16 protein-coding genes are annotated in these 19,520 nt (G+C 68.7%); 11 read left to right on the top strand and 5 right to left on the bottom strand.

Going from position 1 to position 19,520, the window contains the following annotated elements:
* Positions 1 to 95 precede the first annotated feature (95 nt).
* Together aacA and pdxH are read right to left on the bottom strand one after the other, a co-directional pair.
* Positions 96 to 563: an aminoglycoside 6'-N-acetyltransferase gene (gene aacA / locus FJU31_RS14680; protein ID WP_150455403.1), complete on the bottom strand. Its 468-nt coding sequence runs from the start codon at positions 561 to 563 to the stop codon at positions 96 to 98.
* The gene (pdxH, locus tag FJU31_RS14675) at positions 560 to 1,159 is read right to left on the bottom strand and encodes a pyridoxamine 5'-phosphate oxidase (protein WP_150455402.1); all 600 of its coding nucleotides are present in this window, start codon (positions 1,157 to 1,159) and stop codon (positions 560 to 562) included. Before pdxH ends, aacA begins: the two co-directional genes overlap by 4 nt.
* A gap of 58 nt (positions 1,160 to 1,217) precedes the next feature.
* Here pdxH and FJU31_RS14670 point away from each other — a divergent pair, with 58 nt between their 5' ends.
* From FJU31_RS14670 to mdtD, 6 genes are all read left to right on the top strand, one after another.
* Positions 1,218 to 2,027, top strand: a complete 810-nt coding sequence (locus FJU31_RS14670) for a kinase (protein WP_150455401.1) — start codon at positions 1,218 to 1,220, stop codon at positions 2,025 to 2,027.
* A gap of 84 nt (positions 2,028 to 2,111) precedes the next feature.
* Positions 2,112 to 2,654 carry a shikimate kinase gene (locus FJU31_RS14665; protein WP_150455400.1) on the top strand — a complete coding sequence of 181 codons (543 nt, stop codon included), beginning with the start codon at positions 2,112 to 2,114 and terminating at the stop codon, positions 2,652 to 2,654.
* On the top strand, positions 2,651 to 3,763 hold the full coding sequence (gene aroB / locus FJU31_RS14660; protein ID WP_150455399.1) for a 3-dehydroquinate synthase: 1,113 nt from the start codon (positions 2,651 to 2,653) through the stop codon (positions 3,761 to 3,763). Before FJU31_RS14665 ends, aroB begins: the two co-directional genes overlap by 4 nt.
* 119 nt (positions 3,764 to 3,882) lie before the next feature.
* Positions 3,883 to 4,122, top strand: coding sequence for a WGR domain-containing protein (locus FJU31_RS14655; RefSeq protein ID WP_106468857.1), 240 nt, complete (start codon positions 3,883 to 3,885; stop codon positions 4,120 to 4,122).
* 26 nt (positions 4,123 to 4,148) lie between these two features.
* Positions 4,149 to 5,231 (top strand): uroporphyrinogen decarboxylase, encoded by a 1,083-nt coding sequence (hemE, locus tag FJU31_RS14650; RefSeq protein ID WP_150455398.1) that lies wholly within the window; start codon positions 4,149 to 4,151, stop codon positions 5,229 to 5,231.
* Between the two features lie 90 nt (positions 5,232 to 5,321).
* Positions 5,322 to 6,770: a multidrug transporter subunit MdtD gene (gene mdtD, locus FJU31_RS14645; protein ID WP_425473713.1), complete on the top strand. Its 1,449-nt coding sequence runs from the start codon at positions 5,322 to 5,324 to the stop codon at positions 6,768 to 6,770.
* Between the two features lie 612 nt (positions 6,771 to 7,382).
* Here the strand turns inward: mdtD and FJU31_RS14635 are convergent.
* Together FJU31_RS14635 and FJU31_RS14630 are read right to left on the bottom strand one after the other, a co-directional pair.
* Complete coding sequence (locus tag FJU31_RS14635; protein WP_150455397.1) at positions 7,383 to 10,913, bottom strand: hybrid sensor histidine kinase/response regulator; 3,531 nt, start codon at positions 10,911 to 10,913, stop codon at positions 7,383 to 7,385.
* A 98-nt stretch (positions 10,914 to 11,011) separates the two neighbouring features.
* Positions 11,012 to 14,551, bottom strand: a complete 3,540-nt coding sequence (locus FJU31_RS14630; protein WP_150455396.1) for a sensor histidine kinase — start codon at positions 14,549 to 14,551, stop codon at positions 11,012 to 11,014.
* Between the two features lie 162 nt (positions 14,552 to 14,713).
* Between FJU31_RS14630 and FJU31_RS14625 the strand changes: the two genes are divergently transcribed.
* The 3 genes from FJU31_RS14625 to FJU31_RS14615 are packed head-to-tail and all read left to right on the top strand — an operon-like array spanning position 14,714 to position 16,503.
* A complete protein-coding gene (locus tag FJU31_RS14625; protein ID WP_150455395.1) occupies positions 14,714 to 15,358 on the top strand; it encodes a YceI family protein in 645 nt (214 codons plus the stop codon).
* A complete protein-coding gene (locus tag FJU31_RS14620; protein WP_150455394.1) occupies positions 15,355 to 15,927 on the top strand; it encodes a cytochrome b in 573 nt (190 codons plus the stop codon). The genes FJU31_RS14625 and FJU31_RS14620 overlap by 4 nt, the downstream gene beginning before the upstream one ends.
* A 3-nt stretch (positions 15,928 to 15,930) precedes the next feature.
* Complete coding sequence (locus FJU31_RS14615; protein WP_079222816.1) at positions 15,931 to 16,503, top strand: YceI family protein; 573 nt, start codon at positions 15,931 to 15,933, stop codon at positions 16,501 to 16,503.
* 105 nt (positions 16,504 to 16,608) lie between these two features.
* On the opposite strand, the gene FJU31_RS14610 is transcribed toward FJU31_RS14615, so the two are convergent.
* Positions 16,609 to 16,836: a glutaredoxin family protein gene (locus FJU31_RS14610; RefSeq protein WP_150455393.1), complete on the bottom strand. Its 228-nt coding sequence runs from the start codon at positions 16,834 to 16,836 to the stop codon at positions 16,609 to 16,611.
* Between the two features lie 100 nt (positions 16,837 to 16,936).
* Between FJU31_RS14610 and FJU31_RS14605 the strand changes: the two genes are divergently transcribed.
* Positions 16,937 to 18,319, top strand: coding sequence for an L-serine ammonia-lyase (locus tag FJU31_RS14605; protein ID WP_150455392.1), 1,383 nt, complete (start codon positions 16,937 to 16,939; stop codon positions 18,317 to 18,319).
* Positions 18,320 to 18,473: 154 nt separating this feature from the next.
* Positions 18,474 to 19,475, top strand: a complete 1,002-nt coding sequence (locus tag FJU31_RS14600; protein ID WP_150455391.1) for an alpha/beta fold hydrolase — start codon at positions 18,474 to 18,476, stop codon at positions 19,473 to 19,475.
* The last annotated feature ends 45 nt before the right edge of the window (positions 19,476 to 19,520 follow it).

Here is a 19,520-nt window from a genome sequence, read left to right as displayed (position 1 = left end):
CCGCCCCCCCCCCCGTGAGTGGTGTCGTCGGCCGTCCCCCCGTGCGCCCCCCCCCCCCCCCCCCCCCCCCCCCCCCCCACGACTCTACAAAGCGGCTATCGGCCTGGCTCTGCATCCAATGCCATGCGGAAATACACCACGCGCTCGGTTTCCTCGAAGCCGCAGGCGCGGTGCGCAGCGTGCGCGTGCACATCCTCCACGCGGCTGTCCGAAGCGAGTTCGCTGCAGCCGGCCGCGCGCGTCCAGTCCTGCACCGCCGCCAGCAGGCCACGGCCCACGCCATGGCCCTGCCACGAAGGCTGTACGCACCAGCCTTCCAGGAAGCCCACCGGCGAAGATCCGGTACCGTTGACGTAGTCGTGGCGCAGCCGCACTTCTGCGAAACCCACGGCGTCACCATCGGCCAGGCAGGCCAGGAACACCGCGCCTTCGGCATCGTCCAGCGACTGCGCCAGCGCCTCCAGCAGGTCATCGGCATCGGGCCACAGGTCCAGCCGCAGCTGCGCCCACGCCGCCGCGTCGGCCGGCGTGGCCTGGCGGATCGTCGGCGCGGCGTCATTCACGGATACAACAACCGCTTGCTCCAGCGCCCTTCGGCACCGGCTTCATAGCACCAGCGTTCGTGCAGGCGGAACTGCGCGCCGTACCAGAACTCGATGCGGTCCGGCACTACACGCAGGCCGCTCCAGCCGTCCGGGCGCGGCACGTCCTTGCCCTGGAAACGGGCTTCGACCTCGGCCACGCGCGCATCGAACGCCTCGCGCGCTGCCAGCGTCTTCGACTGCAGCGACGCCCACGCGCCGATCTGGCTCATGCGCGGGCGGCTGGCGAAATAGGCGTCAGCCTCGACGTCGGCCACCTGCTCCACTCGCCCTTCGATGCGCACCTGGATGCCGGCCTCGCGCAGGCTGCGCCACAGGAACAGCAGCGCCGCCTGCGGGTTGACCTGCAGCTCCTGGCCCTTGTGGCTGTCCAGATGCGTGTAGAACACGAAACCGCGCGCGTCGAAGGCCTTCAGCAGCACGGTGCGCGCCGACGGGCGGCCCTGCGCATCGGCGGTGGCCACGGTCATCGCGTTGGGCTCGACCTCGCGGCTCTGCTTTGCCTCGTCGAACAGGGCAGCAAAGGTGGACAAGGCTTCGGCGTAAAGGTCGCTCATGGTTCGCTTCTTCTCACACGGATTGGGCTATTGTGGCGGCATCGTTGCTGCTGCGTACATGCCCCAGGTGAAAGGATTCCCGGATGCGCTTGCCGAGCAGGCGCTTGACGATGCGCTGGCCAGCGGCGCCACGGTGCCAGTATTGGCGATCAGCGGCGTACAGGGCAGCGGCAAATCGACGCTGGCCGCACAGGTGGTCGCCCGCGCCCAGGCACGCGGCCTGAACGCGGCAGCGCTGTCCATCGATGATGTCTACCTGACCCGCGCGCAACGCCAGCGCCTCGCCCGCCAGGTCCACCCGCTGCTGATCACCCGCGGCCCGCCCGGCACCCACGATGTACCGCTGGCCCATGCCGTGCTTGACGCGGTGGCCGCACGCCAGCCGCTGGCACTGCCGCGCTTCGACAAACTGGCCGATGAGCGCCTGCCCGAGGCGCAATGGGCAGCGTGGGACGCCCCGCTGGACCTGCTGGTGTTCGAAGGCTGGTTCCTCGGCACGCCCGCGCAGGACGATGCCGAGCTGGACAGCCCCTTGAACGCGCTGGAGCGCGAGGCCGACCCGGATGGCCGCTGGCGGCGCTGGTGCAACCAGGCGCTGGCCCGCGACTACCCGGCGCTGTGGCAGCGCTGCGACCGCCTGTGGTTCCTGCAGCCGCCGGATTTCTCGGTGGTGCCGCGCTGGCGCTGGCAGCAGGAACAGCACCTGCAGGCCGCCCAGCCCGGCCGGCACGGCATGAGCCGTCCGCAGCTGGAGCGTTTCGTGCAGTACTACGAACGGGTCAGCCGGCAGGCGCTGCGTGCCCTGCCCGACCGCGCCGACCATGTGGTGGTGCTGGACGACCAGCGCCAGGTGCAGGCGGTGCGCTGAGGCCGCCTTCCGCGGCGCGGCGGATGCTTCCAACGGCAACCATCGTGCCAGGCCGGGGGTGCGGAAGTGGTAGGATCAGAGGGCATGAATCCTGCTCCGAACCTGATCCTGATCGGCCCGATGGGCGCCGGCAAAACCTGCATCGGCCGCCGCCTGGCCGAGCGCTTCACGCTGGACTTCGTGGACGTGGACCAGGCCATCGTCGATATCGCTGGCGCCAGCATTCCGACCATCTTCGAGCACTCCGGCGAAGCCGGCTTCCGCGGCCATGAGCGCGAGGCTCTGGCTCGCGTGCTGGAAGGCCAGGGCCAACTGGTTTCCACCGGTGGCGGTGCCGTGCTGGAAGCAGGCAACCGTGCGCTGATCGCCCAGCGCGGCTTCGTGGTCTACCTCCGCGTGAGCGTGGCCGCCCAGTTGGAACGCCTGGCCCGCGACAAGGGCCGGCCGCTGCTGCAGCGCACGGACCGCGAGCAGGTGCTGCACGATCTCGCCGCGCTGCGCGACCCGCTGTACCGCGAGCTGGCCGACCTCACCCTCGATACCGACCCGTTTACCGCTGCCGACGCCACCGCCCAGCTTGTCGTCAAGCTGGCCACGCAATGGCAGCGCCAGGACCTGACCGCATGACCTCGCCCGCCCTGCTGCAGGTCGCCGTTGGCGGCGACCGCCCCTATTCCATCACCATCGGCGCCGGTGCCCAGGCCGACGGCGCTGCGCTGGCCTCGCATGTGCGCGGCCGCCACGTGCTGCTGCTGAGCGACAGCGAAGTCGCCCCGCGCTACCTGGCCTCCGTGAAAGAGACCCTGCTGGCCGCGCGCCCGGACCTGATCGTCGGCGAGCACGTGCTGCAGGCCGGCGAGGCTTCCAAGACCCTGGCCGAGTTCGGCCGCGCCATCGAAGCACTGGCCGCGCTGGGCGCCACCCGCGATGCCTGCGTGTTCGCCCTCGGCGGCGGCGTGGTCGGCGATCTGGCCGGTTTCGCCGCAGCCTGCTGGATGCGCGGCGTCGACTGCGTGCAGCTGCCGACCACCCTGCTGGCGATGGTCGACTCCTCGGTGGGCGGCAAGACCGCCGTGGACATCCCCGCCGGCAAGAATCTGGTCGGCGCCTTCCATCCGCCGCGTGCGGTCATCGCCGATACCCGCGTGCTGGCTACCCTGCCGCCGCGCGAACTGCGTGCCGGCCTGGCCGAAGTAGTGAAGTACGGTGCGCTGGGCGATGCGGTGTTCTTCGAATGGCTGCAGCAGCACGCCGAGGCGCTGCTGGCCGGCGAAGATGCCGCGCTGGCCGAGGCCATCGCACGCAGCTGCCGGCACAAGGCCGCCATCGTCGAGCGCGACCCGTTCGAGAAGGGCGAGCGCGCCCTGCTCAACCTCGGCCACACTTTCGGCCATGCCATCGAGACCGAACAGGGCTATTCGGCGCCGGGCCGCGATGCACTGAACCATGGCGAGGCCGTGGCCGTGGGCATGGTGCTGGCGGCGAAGCTGTCCACCGATCTGGGCCTGGCCGAGGATGCCGACCGCGTGCGCCTGCAGGCGCTGCTGGAAAAGCTGCAGCTGCCGGTGGCGATCCCCGCCGGGCTTGACCCGCAGGCCCTGCTGGGCCGCATGCGGCTGGACAAGAAGAACGTGGCCGGCCGCCTGCGCCTGGTGCTGTGGCGCGGCATGGGCCGGGCCGAAGTGGTGCCGGACGTGGATGAAGCGGCGGTGCTGAAGGTGCTGGGCGCGGGCTGACACCGCGCACCTGCGCCGGGCATGGCCCGGCGCTACCGGTCATTCGCGGCATGAAGCGCAGCCGAGCATGGGCTCGGCTCTGCAGGTCCGTGTCGCCCCCGGGGCGATACAATCGGTCCATGCACGTCTACCTGCAACATCCCGATGCCGGTGCGCAGGCACCGCGCTTCCTGCGCCTGAGCCTGCAGCCGGACCTGTTCGGCGGCTGGGAGCTGCTGCGCGAGAGCGGCCGCGTCGGTGCGCGCTCGCAGCTGCGGCGCGAGCTGTTCCTGCAGGCAGACGAAGCCCGCCACGCCTTCGAGAAGGCCCGTGATGCCGAACTGCATCGCGGCTTCCAGATGCTTTCGCACGGCGACTGACGCCGCTGCCAACTTTCGCCCAAGGAATGCCCATCGTGACCAGCCCCCTCCGCAACGATCGCCTGCTGCGCGCCCTGCGCCGCGAACCGGTGGACTGCACCCCCGTCTGGCTGATGCGCCAGGCCGGCCGCTACCTGCCGGAGTACCGCGCGACCCGGGCCAAGGCCGGCAGCTTCCTGGCCATGGCCAAGAACCCGGAGATCGCCTGCGAGATCACCCTGCAGCCCCTGCGCCGCTTCCCGCTCGACGCGGCCATCCTGTTCTCGGACATCCTCACCATTCCCGATGCGATGGGCCTGGAGCTGTACTTCGTCGAAGGTGAAGGCCCGAAGTTCCGCCACCCGGTGCGTGATGAAGCCGCCATCGCCAGGCTGGCGGTGCCGGACATGGAACAGGACCTGGGCTATGTGATGGACGCGGTGCGCCTGATCCGCTGCGAGCTGGACGGCCAGGTGCCGCTGATCGGCTTCTCCGGCAGCCCGTGGACGCTGGCCTGCTACATGGTGGAAGGCGGAGGCAGCAAGGATTTCGCGCGCATCAAGGCGATGGCGCTGAACCACCCGCAGGCCCTGCACCGCCTGCTGGAAGTGACCACCGACGCGGTCATCGCCTACCTCGGCGCACAGCGCGCGGCCGGTGCGCAGGCCCTGCAGGTGTTCGACACCTGGGGCGGCGTGCTGTCGCCGGCGATGTACCGCGAGTTCTCGCTGCGCTACCTGCAGCGCATCGCCGAAGGCCTGGAACGCGGCGAAGGCAGCGAGCGCACGCCGCTGATCCTGTTCGGCAAGGGCACTGGCCTGCACCTGGAAGCGCTGTCGCAGACCGGCGCCGATGCGCTGGGCCTGGACTGGACCCTGGACCTGGACGAAGCCCTGCGCCGCACCGGCGGCCGCGTTGCCCTGCAGGGCAACCTCGACCCCACCACGCTGTACGCCTCGCCCGACGCCATCGCCGCGGCCGCTGCACGCGTGCTCGACACCTATGCGGCCGGCAACGGCGGTTCGCGCGAGGGCCATGTGTTCAACCTCGGCCATGGCATGTCGCCGGACATGGACCCAGCGCACGTGCAGGTGCTGGTCGACGCGGTGCACGCGCACAGCCAGCGCTGAACCCCGGCACGGGCCACGGCGCGGCATTGATCGCGCCGTGACCCGCCTTGCGCGATCATGGCGGCCCCACGCTGCACCGGCCCCCACGCCATGTCCGAACCGTCGCCCGCAGGCGCGCCCGCACCCGACACCGCCGCATCCGCCGCCGAATACGCCCGTTTCCGCCCGCTTCTCTGGCTGGTGTCGCTGGCGATCTTCATGCAGATGCTCGATTCGACCATCGTCAACACCGCGCTGCCGGCGATGGCCAAGAGCCTGGGCGAAAGCCCGCTGCAGATGCAGTCGGTGGTCTTCAGCTACGCGCTGGCGGTCGCCACCTTCATCCCCGCCTCCGGCTGGATCGCCGACCGCTACGGCACCCGCCGCACCTTCCTGGTGGCGATCATCCTGTTCACCCTCGGCTCGCTGGCCTGCGCGCTGGCCCAGCACCTGCACCAGCTGGTCGGCGCGCGCGTGCTGCAGGGCATCGGCGGCGCGATGCTGCTCCCGGTTGGCCGCCTGGCGGTGATGCGCTCGGTGCCGCGCGAGGACTTCCTGCGTGCGATGAGCTTCATCGCCATCCCCGCACTCATCGGCCCGCTGATCGGCCCCACCCTCGGCGGCTGGCTGGTGGAAATCGCCTCGTGGCACTGGGTGTTCCTGATAAACCTGCCGATCGGCGTGATCGGTTTCGTCGCCGCGATGAAGATCATGCCCGACCACTACGCCAGCCATCGCACCCGCTTCGACCTGCGCGGCTACATCATGCTGGCCTTCGCGATGGTGGTGCTGTCGCTGGCACTGGATGGCATCTCCGGGCTGGGCACGCCGCACGCATTGATCATGCTGATGACCGTGGCCGGCCTGGCCGCGCTGGTCGGCTACTGGCTGCACGCGGCCAACTCCACCGCGCCGCTGTTTTCGCTGGCGCTGTTCCGCGTGCCCAGCTACCGCATCGGCATCCTCGGCAACCTGTTCTCGCGCATCGGCAGCAGCGCCATGCCGATGCTGATCCCGCTGCTGCTGCAGGTCGGCCTCGGCCTGGGCCCGATGCACGCGGGCCTGATGATGGTGCCGGTGGCCGCGGCAGGCATGGTGTCCAAGCAGCTGGCAGTGAAGCTGGTCGAACGCTACGGCTACCGCCGCGTGCTGATGATCAACACCGTACTGGTGGGCTTTGCGATGGCCAGTTTCATCCTGATGGACCCGGGCCAGCACCTGGCCTGGCGCCTGGTGCAGCTGGCGTTCTTCGGTGCGGTCAATTCGCTGCAGTTCACCGTGATGAACACCGTGACCCTGCGTGACCTGGACCGTGAGTACGCCAGCTCGGGCAACAGCCTGCTGTCGATGGTGATGATGCTCGCGGCCGGTTTCGGCGCGGCGGCGGCCGGCAGCCTGCTGGCGGCGTTCGGCACGCACCTGGAAGGCCATGGTGCGACAGCGGCGCTGCATGCGACGTTCATCTGCGTGGGTGCGATCACGCTGACCTCGACGATGATTTTCTGGCAGCTGCCGGATACGAGGCCGGAACCGCGGCAGGTCGAGCCGGTCGCAGAGTAGGTTTTTTTCGGCAGGGCTGCGCCCTGCACCTGCGGTAGTGCCGGCCGCTGGCCGGCAACCTCAAGATCAAGAGCGGCATTCCGTGGGATGGCGGGGCACTGTGGGTTTGCGGGGACGCCGTGAATACGTCCATGTAGGCTTGGTCGCCGCATCCATGCGGCTCACACCCCGCAAACCCACAGTGCCCCGCCTTCGACAGTTTCACGCGACTGTTGGTAACTGCGACTGTGCGGCTGTTGGTAGGTGTCGACCTTGGTCGACACGATTTTTCTGTCAGATATCGAATCAATTCATCCACGCATGGCGTGGATCTATTGTGTCGACCAAGGTCGACACCTACCCCAGCAGATCGCCATTCCGACAGACCCCGTGCCGACCAACGGTCGGCACCCACCAAAGCAGAACGCCGTTCCGACAGATCGCGGAAGTCTGTCGAAGGCGGGGTGGGTCCGGTTGAGGGGGTGTGAGCGCCATGGATGGCGCGACCAAGCCTACATGGAGGTATTTACGGCGTCCCCCTCAACCGGATCCACCCCGCCATCCCACGGATAGCCAGCTTCTGAAGTTGACGTTGATTTTGGCAGGTGCAGGGCTGCAAGCCCTGCAAAAAACCTACCGCCCCAGTACCCGCGCGATCGCTTCGACCAGCAGCTCACCGGTCACCGGCTTGCGCAGGAACCCGCCGATGCCCGCGGCCTCCACCTGCTCCTGCAGGTCCGCATCGGTACGCGCGGTCACCGCCAGCAGCGGCAGCATGTAGCCCTGGTTGCGCAGGTGCTGGGCCAGCTCGAAGCCACTCAGGCCCGGCAGGTCCAGGTCCAGCAGGCCGACATCGAAATCGTCCGCGCTGATCTCGCGCAGTGCCGCCAGCGCATGGCCGGCATGCACCACCTCATGGCCGCGCGCGGTCAACAGGCCGATCACCACATCGGCCACGGTGGCATCGTCTTCCACAAGCAGGATGCGCAGCGCCGGCATGTTCGCCACCGCGTCCTCGCCCAGCGTCGCCTCGCCGTCTTCGCTTGCGCCATCCTGCTGCAGCGGCAGCGGCAGGCTCACCTCGAAGCGGGTGCCACTGCCAAGCTGGCTCTCCACCCGGATCCGGCCCTGCATGGCCTGCGCCAGTTCGCGGCAGATCGCCAGTCCCAGGCCACTGCCACCGTACTGCGCCGCCGTACGTGCGCCGTCGGCCTGTTCGAAACGGCGGAACAGGCGCTGCTGCTGCTCCTGGTTGATGCCCGGGCCGGTGTCGTGCACTTCGAAATGCAGGCCACGCGGGCCATCCTCGCAGCGCACAAGCAGGGTGATGGTGCCGCGGCTGGTGAACTTGACGGCGTTGGACAGCAGGTTCAGCAGGATCTGTCGTACCCGCATCGCATCACCGGTCGCCTGCAGGCCCGCCGGCAGCTGGTTGTCCAGCACGAAGCGCAGGCCCTTCTGTGCGGCCAGCGGACCCATCAGGGCGGCGAGATCCTGCAGCAGGCCGTTCAGCGAGAACGGTCGCGACTGCAGTTCCAGACGACCCGATTCGATCCGGGCCAGGTCCAGTGCATCGTTCACCAGGTGCAGCAGGTGTTCGCCGGCATGACGGATCGACTGCGTGTAACCGCGCTGCTGCGGGTCCAGCGGCGAGGCCAGCAGCAGTTCGCTCATGCCCAGCACACCGGTCATCGGCGTGCGGATCTCATGGCCCAGGTTGGCCAGGAACCGCGTCTTCGCCGCTGATGCCTGTTCGGCCAGTTCCTGCTTGTGCAGGGCCAACTGGTAAGCGTGCTGCCGCTGCAGGCGGCGCCGGTACAGCCAGGCGAACCAGCTGGTCAGCAGCAGTGCGATGGACGCCAGCACCAGCAATCCGGACAGGCTGCGCCACCACGGCGGCTGCACATGGAACTCCAGCGCTTCCACCCGCGACCACACGTGGTCGGCCGAGCGCGCCTGCACTTCCAGCCGGTACGCACCCGGCGGCAGGCGCGAGAACAGGCGCTCGCCGCCCGGCCCCACTTCCACCCAGTCCGGGTCGTACCCGTTCAGCCGGAAGCGGTAGCTGTTGGATGCGGAATCGGCAAAGGACAACAGGCGCGCGACGATTCGCAGGTCACGGTCACCATCGGCAATCTGCAGCGGCGTGTCGTGGGTCAGGTCCAGCACCTGTTCGTTGCGGCGCACCTCCACCCGCTCGATCACCAGCGGCGCGCGCCGGGTCGAAGGTCGCACCAGGTCGGGATCGAACGCGACTACGCCGGCTGGCGTGCCGGCCACCAACCGCCCACTCGTCGAAGCGATCAGCGTGTGCTCGCGGAATTCCTGGCTGGGCAGGCCGTCATGCACGCCATACAGGCGCACGCTCTTGCCATCGGCACCCACCCGCACCAGGCCGCGCGCACCGCTGGCCCAGGCCACGCCCCGTACGTCGACCACCAGGCCGGTCGCGGCGATGGCCGGGTAGCCCTGCTCGCTGCCGATCACCGCCTGCCGCTCCAGGCGCCCTTTGCGCCAGAGGTAGCGTGACAGTCGCCCATCTTCGGACAGCCAGACCTGACCATCGGCGGCCACGTCGATCGCATACACCGGCGTGGCCGGCGCCCCGGGCACAGGCTGGAAGCGCTGCGCCTCAGGCTGCCACTGCAGCAGGCCGCGGCTGCTGGCCAGCCAGATCCGGCCCTGCGGACCGCACTCGACATCCATGTTGAGCTGGCCTGCCTGCAGGCCGTCGCGGCCATTCTCAAGCTGCTGGCGCAGGTGGCCATCCAGGTCGCGTTGCTGCAGGCCAGAAGCCAGCATCAGCCAGAGGCTGTCGCCGTCGCAGGTCACCATCGCATCGATGCTGCCTTCCATCATGGCGTCGGCGCCGCTGCTACGGTCCCAGCGTTGCAGCGCGCGGGTGCGGGGATCGTAGCGCAGCAGTGCGTCGGTGGAACCGACCCATACGAATCCGCGGCCATCCTCGCGCACCGATGTCAGCCAGTGCATGCCATTGAGGAAGGTCCGATGCTGTTCGATACGGCCGGAAACCGGATCGAACCGATCCAGCGCACCGTGGCCCCCGACCGTCCACACCCCACCGTTGGCCGATGGGCTGGTACCGAGCACGTAGGCATTGCGCAGCGATGATGCGTTGTCTTCCAACCGCGAGAACACCGAGAACTGCCACCATCGCGGCAGCAGGTGCCACAGGCCGGCGTTGGTGCTGGCCAGCCAGATGCCACCTTCGCGGTCTTCATAGGCACCAGACCAGTTGGGCCGCACCTGGCCCCGCGCCACGGCGCTGTACAACGGCACGGTCTGGTACTGGCCATTCACCGCGCGACCCAGGCCACTGCGTGTGTCCAGCCAATGCCCGCCCTGCTCATCGCGCAGCATCATCCCCAGTACCTGCTCACCGGCCGGCAACTGCCATGGCGCCGCCTCGAAATGGCCTTCCGGCCTGCGCACGGTAGCGCCGGCCATGGTGCTGATCCACAGGCTGCCATCGGGCTCGGCGGTCAGGCCATTGACCGGCTGGCTGGGCAGCACGCCTGCTGCAATGCGCTCGAAATCTGTACCGGTCCAGCGCGCGACGCCATGCTTGGTCCCCACCCACAGCGTGCCATCGGGCAGGGTCGCCAGGAACGGAATCGACGCGGCCGGCACGCTGCGCGGGTTGCCTGGTTCGGGCAGGAAGCGCTGCAGGCGGTCCTTGTCATCCAGCCGGTACAGACCACCGCCGTAGGTACCGAACCAGACGGCCCCATCCGGGGTGGAGGCCAGGCTCCACACCGTATTGCTGGTCATCAGCGGCTGGCTGCTGCGGTCGTAGAAGCGCAGCTGCCGGCGGTCGGCCGACATCCGCACCACGCCGGCATTCTCGGTGCCGATCCACAGCTCGTTCCGGGCATCGACCAGCACGGTCCAGATGCGGTTGTCGCGCAGTCCGTCCTCGGAACGCCAGACGCGGTAATTGCGCCCGTCGTAGCGGGCGAGACCGTCATTGGTGGCGATCCACAGGTAGCCGTAGCGGTCCTCGGCCATGCGGTTGACGGTATTGGACGGCAGGCCGTCGAACACGGTCACCTGCCGCGGGGTCGGCGGCACCGGCTGCGCGGCCACGGGCGCCAGGACGCACAGGAGGATCAGCAGCAGCGTCACCGCCCGCAGATACGCCACCGATTGCCTCCTCACATTGCCTGTTGATGGACCCCGCGTTGTGCGGCGTCGGCATGGTAAACCGAAAGTCAGGGCATTCACGCCAACCAGTGCCTCGATCAGACATCCACCTGGCGTTTTGTCCGGGCCTGCAGGATCGCCGACACCAGCAGGTCGCCGGTCACCGGCTTGCGCAGGAACCCGTCGAAACCGGCAGCGAGCACCTGGGTTTCCGCATACGCATCGGAACGCGCGGTCACCGCCACCAGTGGCAGCTCGTAGCCCATCGCACGCAGCTGGCGGGCGATGGCGGTGCCATCCAGCGCCGGCAGGTCCAGGTCGAGCAGGCCGACATCAAAGCCGTCGGTGGCGATCTCCGAAAGCGCACCCAGCCCGTGCAGCACGTGCACGACCTGGTGCCCGCGTGCGCGCAGCAGGCCGGCGATGACCTCGGCCACGGTCACATCGTCTTCCACCAGCAGGATGCGCAGGGCCGGCAGCACCGGCACCGTGCTCACCTCGCTCTGCGCCGACGCCGCCTGGCGGGTCCATGGCAGCGGAACCCACACGCGGAAACGCGCGCCCCGGCCCAGCTGGCTGTCCACGTCGATGCGTCCGCCCATCGCCACCGCCAGTTCCTGGCAGATCGCCAGACCCAGCCCACTGCCGCCGTAGCGCGAGGCGGTGCGGGGCCCGTCGGCCTGTTCGAAGCGATGGAACAGCCGGCGCTGCTGCTCTGCGTTGATGCCCGGCCCACTGTCGCTGACCTCGAAGGTCACGCCATTGCCGTCGTCGTCGAGGATGGCGCCGAGCCCGACGTAGCCGCGATCGGTAAACTTGACCGCGTTGCCGAGCAGGTTGAGCAGGATCTGCCGTACCCGCATTTCATCGCCGCTGACGCAGACCGGGCCGGGCAGCGCGTCCTCGCGCTGGAACGCCAGCTGCCGCTGCTGCGCCATCGGCTGCATCAGCGCCTGCACCTGGTCGAGCAGGCCGTTCATATCGAACGGACGGATATCCAGTTCCAGGCGACCCGCTTCGATGCGGGCCAGGTCCAGTGCGTCGTTCACCAGCCGCAGCAGATGGCTGCCGGCCTGCTGGATCGACCCGGCATAGCTGCGCTGCACCGGGTCCAGTTCGGTGGCCAGCAGCAGCTCGCTCATGCCCAGCACGCCAGTCATCGGCGTGCGCACCTCGTGGCCCAGCGTGGCCAGGAAGCGGCTCTTGGCCTGCGAGGCCTGTTCGGCCAGCTGCTGCTTGTGCACGGTCAACTGCCATTGCTGGCGCCGCCGCAGGCGTCGGCGGATCGACCACACCATCACCAGCAACAACAGCGAGCCCAGCATCAGGTAGCCGAAGATGGCCATGCCGCTGCGCCACCACGGCGGCAGCACTTTTACCTGCAGCCGCTGCGAAGCCGTCCACGGCCCGCTGGCGGTGGCGGCCTGCACCTGGATCGAATACAGCCCCGGCGGCAGCCGCGACAGCGTGCGCTGGCCATCACCGCCCTGCTCCACCCAGTTCTGGTCATAGCCTTCAACGCGGAACCGGTACCGGTTGCCCTGCGGGTTGGCGTAGGACAGCAGGCGCGCGTCGATCTGCAGGTCGCGATCATCCGGGCCCAGCAGCAGCGTGCCGGAGGCCGGCAGCGGCTGCCAGCCCCGTGCATCGTCGCGGCGCACGCGCACCTGCGCGATCACCAGTTGCGAGGGCGGCAGCTCCACGTCGGGCGCATCTGGATCGAAACCGACCAGGCCGGTCTGGGTGACCGCAAGCACCCGGCCGTCGGCGCCGATCGCCGGCGGCCGTCCGGTGAACTCGGCATCGGGCAGGCCATCGCGTTCGTTGAACTGCTGCACGCGCCGCATCTGCGGATCCCAGCGCAGCAGCCCGCGCGGCGTGGTCGCCCACACGCGCCCATCGCGGCCCAGCGCCAGTCCGCCCATGCTGACCGGCGGCATGCCGTAGGTGGCATCGACGCGCTGGATCAGGCGCAGGCCCAGGCCATCCCACTGGTAGCGTTCGAACGCACCCTGCCGCGCCAGCCACACCTGCTGCGGGTCGATCCAGAGCAGATCGAAGATCTGCCCCTGCGACACCCCGGGCACGGCGACGAAACGGTCGGCCTGTTCGCGCCAGACGCCCATCGCACCAACCAGCCAGGTCTGGCCGCGCGCATCGAAGCGTATCTGCTCCACCGGCACATCGCCTTCGCCGCTCAGCGCGGCCAGTTCGAAGGTGCGCAGCACCCGGCCATCACTGGCGCGGTGCTGCAGGCCGAGGTTCATCACCGAGATCCAGACCGTGCCATCCGGCGCCTCGCGCATCAGGTCGATGCGCTGGCGCAGGTCGGCGCCACCGGCAATGGGCCAGTCGCGCAGCGTGCGCCGCGCCGGGTCGTAGACGCTCAGCCGCCCCGCACGGCCCAGCCACAAGCGGCCATCAGGGCGCGGAAGCACCGACCACACCGCACCGCTGCCCAGTTCGCGGTCGCTGGCCAGCAGGCTCAGCGTGCCCTGCGCATTGAGCTGGTAGACGCCGTGGGCCGAGCCGACGAAGTAGTTGCGGCCGTCGCTGGCCGCGCTCAACAGGTACTGGCTGTCCAGCGGACGACCATCCAGCTGGTACCAGGTGGAAAAGCGCCGCCAGTCCGGCGGCAGGTAGGCCAGGCCCTGGGTCAGCAGCGCCACCCACATGCCACCTTCGTGGTCCTGCAGCAGGTCCAGCACGCCGCTGTGGCTGGTCAGGAATCCGCTGCCGCGGTCGCCTTCCAGGCGCCGCAGCTGGGCCGCATCACCGCGCAGCAGGCCATCGGAGGTACCGGCCCAGTAACCACCCTGGCGGTCGGCCAACACGATCGCCGAACGCAGCTGGGCACTGTCGGCCCAACGCGGCCGGCTGACCCGGTCCTGCGCATCGATCCGGTACAGGCCATCGTTCTGGGTGCCGATCCAGATCGCACCCTCGGCGTCACGGCTCAGACGCAGTACGCTCACCGCGCCCAGTTCGCGTGCGGCCACCGCTTCGAAGGCCGTGCCGTTCCAGCGTGCCAGGCCGGCCTCGGTGCCCAGCCACAGGCGGCCCTGCGCGTCGACCAGACTGCTGTAGATGGTGTCGCTGGGCAGCCCACCCGCCGACTTCCGGAAGAAGTGCAGGCTGCCGTCCTCGCCCATGCGGCAGACGCCATGGGTGCTGCTGCCGACCCACAGCGCATCCTGGGCATAGGCCAGGGTCCAGGCCTGGCCCTGGCATTGGCTGTTGAGTGCGTCAAAAGACCTGAAGCGCTCGCGGTCGGCATCCAGCCGGGCCACGCCCTTGCCGTTGATGCCGACCCATACGCGGTCGAGCGGATCGACCATCAGCGTTTCGATCTCATTGCCGGGCAGCGAGCCGGGCTGTTCCGGATCGTGCTGCCAGACCCGCAGGGTGCCGCCGTCATAGCGTGCCAGGCCGCCATCGGTGGCCGCCCATATGTGCCCGGTGCGGTCTTCGGCCAGGGCCAGCACCATGCGCGAGGGCAATCCTTCGGCCGCACCGAAGCGGCGCAGGCGCGGTGTTTCACCTGCCATGTCCAAGGTCGCTGCGGAAGTGGCCAACGCCACCAGCAACAGACCTGCCCCTGCGATGCACCGCCGGTACCGGCGCCAGCCGCTCTTCATCCTGAACCCCCTGTCCTGCGCCGATTGTCACACAGGGCCGGGGTCATCGCTGCAACGGGCTGTTTCCACCTGCATCGCCACCACGAACTGTTGCAGCCGTGCATACAGCGCAGCTCAGGGCCTGTGCGTATGATCGAGGCACCTTTCCGCCGAGCCCTGCCGATGCGTCCCTGCCTGGCCCTGCTGCCCCTGCTGCTCGCCGCCGCCCCGGCCTGGGCGGGCAATGATGCGTGGCGTATCGATCCGGTGCATACCCGCGTGCTGTTCTCGATCGACCACGCCGGTTACTCGCAGGCGATGGGCACCATTTCCGGCAGTGCGGGACAGCTGCGGTTCGATCCCGACAACTGGCGTGAAGCGACCCTGGACGTCGAGATTCCCGTGTCGCGACTGGACCTGGGCGATGACAAATGGAACCAGGCCACCCTCGCCCGCAGCCTGCTCGATGGCGAACGCTTCCCCACTGCACGCTTCGTCTCCACCCACGTGGAGCCGGTCGATGAGAAGCATGCACAGGTTGCCGGCACCCTGACCCTGCGTGGGGTCAGCCAGCCGGTAGTGCTGGATGTCACCCTCAACGCGGTCAAGCGCTATCCGCTACCGCCGTTCCGCCGCACCGTCGGCTTCTCGGCCACCACCACGCTCAGCCGCCGTGCCTTCGGCATCACGGCCTGGCCGGGCGTGATCGGTGATGCCGTACAGGTGAGGATCGAGGCCGAAGCGGCATTCGACCGCAGCGATGCCCCGGGAACTCCCGCCCCTGATTCCCACTCCGACAGCACGACGGCCCCCAAGGATTCCCGATGACTGCCAAGAACACTCCCGCCGCCTGGGGCAGTGTCAGCCAGACCCTGCACTGGTTGATCGCCCTGCTGATCCTTGCCCTGGGCATCGTCGGCCTGACCATGGGTGAACTGCCGAAGACCCCGAAGTACTTCTGGGTCTACACCGCGCACAAGTCGATCGGCATCACCGTGCTTGCCCTGGTGCTGTTCCGCCTCGGCTGGCGCCTGTATGCCGGCGCGCCGAAGCCCGTGCCGGGCGTGCCCAGCTGGCACGAACGCATTGCCAGCGCCACGCACGTGCTGCTGTACGTGCTGATGTTCGCCATTCCGCTGTCCGGCTGGCTGTACGACTCGGCCAGCGGCCTGCGACCGTTCCGCTGGTTCGGCCTGGTCGACGTACCCAAGCTGAGCGGCCCCGACCCGCAGACCGTCGCGGTGTCCCATGCCATCCACGAATACGGTTTCTGGCTGTTGATCGCGGTGGTACTGGCCCATGCCGGCGCTGCCTTCTACCACCACCTGTTCCAACGAGATGCCACCCTCTCGCGGATGTTGCCGCGCGGCTGGCTCGCCTCCCCCCAGAAGGACTGACCGATGACCCTGAAACTGACCACCCCGGCCGCCGTGGCCGCCGCCCTGGCCGGCATGCTGGCCACCGCCCCGGTGCTGGCCGCCGATTACGCGCAGGCGCCCGGCGCCGGCTCGATCCTGGTGTTCGCCACCAAGTACGACGGCGAAGTGTTCACCGGCAGCTTCCCGGGCTTTGCCACCAAGCTCAGCTTCGACCCGGCCAACCCGGCCGCCGGTTCGCTGGACGTGGTGATTCCGCTGGCCGGCGCCAAGAGCGGCAACAGCGACCGTGACTCGACCCTGCAGGGCGCGGACTTCTTCAACGTCGGCAAGTTCGCCACCGCGCACTACACCGCCAAGGGCTTCCGCGCCGTGGGCAACGACCAGTACGCCGCCGACGGCACGCTGGAACTGCGCGGCGTCAGCAAGCCGGTCACCCTCACCTTCACCTGGAAGCCGGGCACGCAGCCGGTGCTGACCGGCAAGGCGACGGTCAAGCGCCTGGACTTCGGCGTGGGCGGCGGCGACTGGGCCGACACCAAGACCATCCCGGACGAAACCTCGATCAGCACGATCGTGAAGTTCGACGCGAAATGAGCACTGGGCCGGGGCACCGCCCCGGCCGCCTTCTGTAGAGCCGAGCCATGCTCGGCTGCTGCGCGCGCCGCGACCGCATCTGCCGCCGGGCCATGCCCGGCGGAGTCACCCGCCCGCGAGCCAGGCCTGCACGCGCGCCGCATCGAACGGCCAGTCCAGCTCGCGGCCGCCGGCTTCGTCACGCAGTACCGGCACCCGCGCGCCATAGCGCGCTTCCAGCCCGGGCTGGTCGTCCAGGAACACCGAATCGAACTCCGGCGCCCGCGCCTTGGCCAGTTCGGCCAAGGCCATGTCGCACAGGTGGCAGTCGTCACGCTGGAACAGGGTCAACACCGGTTCAGGCCCCTTGCTGGAAATGCTGCGCCGCAGCCATGGGTTGCGGCAATGAACCGCTAGAATAGCGGTCTCTTCCGGTACCCGCAGTACGGCAACCATGGCTGTCAGCACGTTCGACGTTTTCAAGATCGGCATTGGTCCGAGTTCCTCGCACACCGTCGGGCCGATGAAGGCCGCCGAGCGCTTCATCCATCGCTGGCTGCTCGACCCGGGCCGGTTGCACGAAGTGGCGCGCATCCGCGCCGACGTCTACGGCTCGCTGGCGCTGACCGGCCGCGGCCACGGTACCGACAAGGCGATCCTGCTCGGCCTGGAAGGCCAGCGCCCGAACCTGATCGATCCGGACATCATCCCGGCCACTCTGGAGCGCATCCGCAGCAGCAAGCGCATCCAGCTGATGGGCCAGCACGAGATCGCCTTCGACGAGAAGCGCGACCTGGGCATGAACAAGCGCCAGAAGCTGCCGTACCACACCAACGGCATGCGCTTCACCGCGTACAACGCCGAGGACGAAGTGATCGCCACCCGCGATTACTACTCGGTGGGCGGCGGCTTCGTGGTCAACCAGGACGACGCGGCCGATGACCGCATCGTGCCCGATGAAACCCCGCTGCCCTACCCGTTCAAGAGCGGCGACGAGCTGCTGGCGCAGACCGCGCGCAGCGGCCTGAGCATCGCCCAGCTGATGTTTGAGAACGAGAAGTGCTGGCGCAGCGAGGACGAGATCCGTGTCCGGCTGCGCGAGATCTGGAGCGCGATGCAGTCGTGCGTGGCGCGTGGCATCCGCGAGGAAGGCGTGCTGCCGGGCGGCCTGAAGGTCGGCCGCCGCGCACCGGCGCTGTACCGCGAGCTGTCCTCCAAGCCTGAAGCCGCCATGCGCGACCCGCTGACCACGCTGGACTGGGTCAACCTGTACGCACTGGCGGTGAACGAAGAAAACGCTGCCGGTGGCCGCGTGGTCACCGCACCGACCAACGGCGCGGCCGGCGTGCTGCCGGCGGTACTGCATTACTTCGATCGCTTCTGCCCCGGCGCGAACGAACAGCGGGTGTTCGATTTCCTGCTGACCTCGGCGGCCATCGGCATCCTGTACAAGGAAAACGCATCGATTTCCGGCGCCGAAGTCGGCTGCCAGGGCGAAGTGGGCGTGGCCTGCTCGATGGCCGCCGGTGGCCTGGTGGCCGCACTGGGCGGCAACCCCAGCCAGATCGAGAACGCCGCGGAAATCGGCATGGAACACAACCTCGGCCTGACCTGCGACCCGATTGGCGGGCTGGTGCAGATTCCGTGCATCGAGCGCAACGCGATGGGTGCGGTGAAGGCGATCAATGCCTCGCGCATGGCCATGCGGGGCGACGGCAAGCACAAGGTGTCGCTGGACAAGGTCATCAAGACCATGCGCGATACCGGCCGCGACATGCAGGACAAGTACAAGGAAACCAGCCGTGGCGGCCTGGCGGTGAACGTCATCGAGTGCTGAAAGGCCGCGCTGTGGGTAGCGCCGCCGGTTGGTCGACTGCTCTTCCGACCGCGCTGCGCGCGGTAGTCGCCCAACGGTCGACTCTACCCCCCGGCTGGCGACACCATCACCGTCTTGCGGTTAGGCTCGCGGTTCCCCCGCTCCGGACTGTCCCATGCGCGTGATCGCTGCCGCCCTGCTTGCCTGCCTGCCGCTGTCTGCCCTCGCCGCGCCGCCACCGACCTACGGCCCGCGCCTGGAAGGCTTTGATTACGGCTATCCGGTGAAGACCTTCGCCCTGCAGTCGCAGGGCCAGCCGCTGGAAATGACCTACCTGGACGTCACGCCGAAGGAGAAGGCGATCGGCGTGGTCGTGCTGCTGCACGGCAAGAACTTCTGCGCGGCCACCTGGCGGCAGACCATCGCGCCGCTGGTGGCCGCCGGTTACCGGGTGATCGCACCGGACCAGGTGGGCTTCTGCAAGGCCAGCAAGCCCGAACGCTACCAGTATTCGTTCGGCCAGCTGGCCGCCAACACCCACGCCCTGCTGCAGCAGCTGCAGCTCGGCGACCAGCCGGTGCACCTGGTCGGCCATTCGATGGGCGGCATGCTCGCCATCCGCTATGCGCTGATGTACCCGCAGGATCTGCGCAGCCTGTCGCTGGTCAATCCGATCGGCCTGGAAGACTGGAAGGCGTTGGGCGTGCCGTGGCGCAGTGTCGACGAGTGGTATGCCGGCGAACTGAAGACCCGCTATGACAGCATCCGCCGTTACCAGCTGGACGTGTACTACGACGGCCAGTGGAAGCCCGCTTACGAGCACTGGGCACGCATGCAGTCGGGCATGTATGAAGGCGCGGGCAGGCAGGCGGTGGCCTGGAGCCAGGCGCTGACCTCGGACATGGTGTTCAACCAGCCGGTGGTCTACGAACTGAAGCACCTGCAGGTACCGACCGCATTGTTCATCGGCCAGAAGGACCGCACCGCGATCGGCCGCGACCGCGCCTCACCGGAACTGAAGGCCACGCTCGGCAATTACCCTGCGCTGGGCAAGGCGGCCGCGGAGGCGATTCCCGGCGCAACTCTGGTCGAGTTCGAAGAACTCGGGCACTCGCCGCAGGTGCAGGACCCGAAGCAGTTCAACGCGGCGCTGTTGAAGGTATTGAAGACGCGTTGACCTGCGGGATTCACCTTGTAGAGCCGAGCCGATGCTCGGCTGATC

It is taken from the genome of Stenotrophomonas cyclobalanopsidis (genome assembly GCF_008710035.1).
Lineage (GTDB): Bacteria > Pseudomonadota > Gammaproteobacteria > Xanthomonadales > Xanthomonadaceae > Stenotrophomonas > Stenotrophomonas cyclobalanopsidis.
This window is presented reverse-complemented; position numbering and strand designations above follow the sequence as displayed.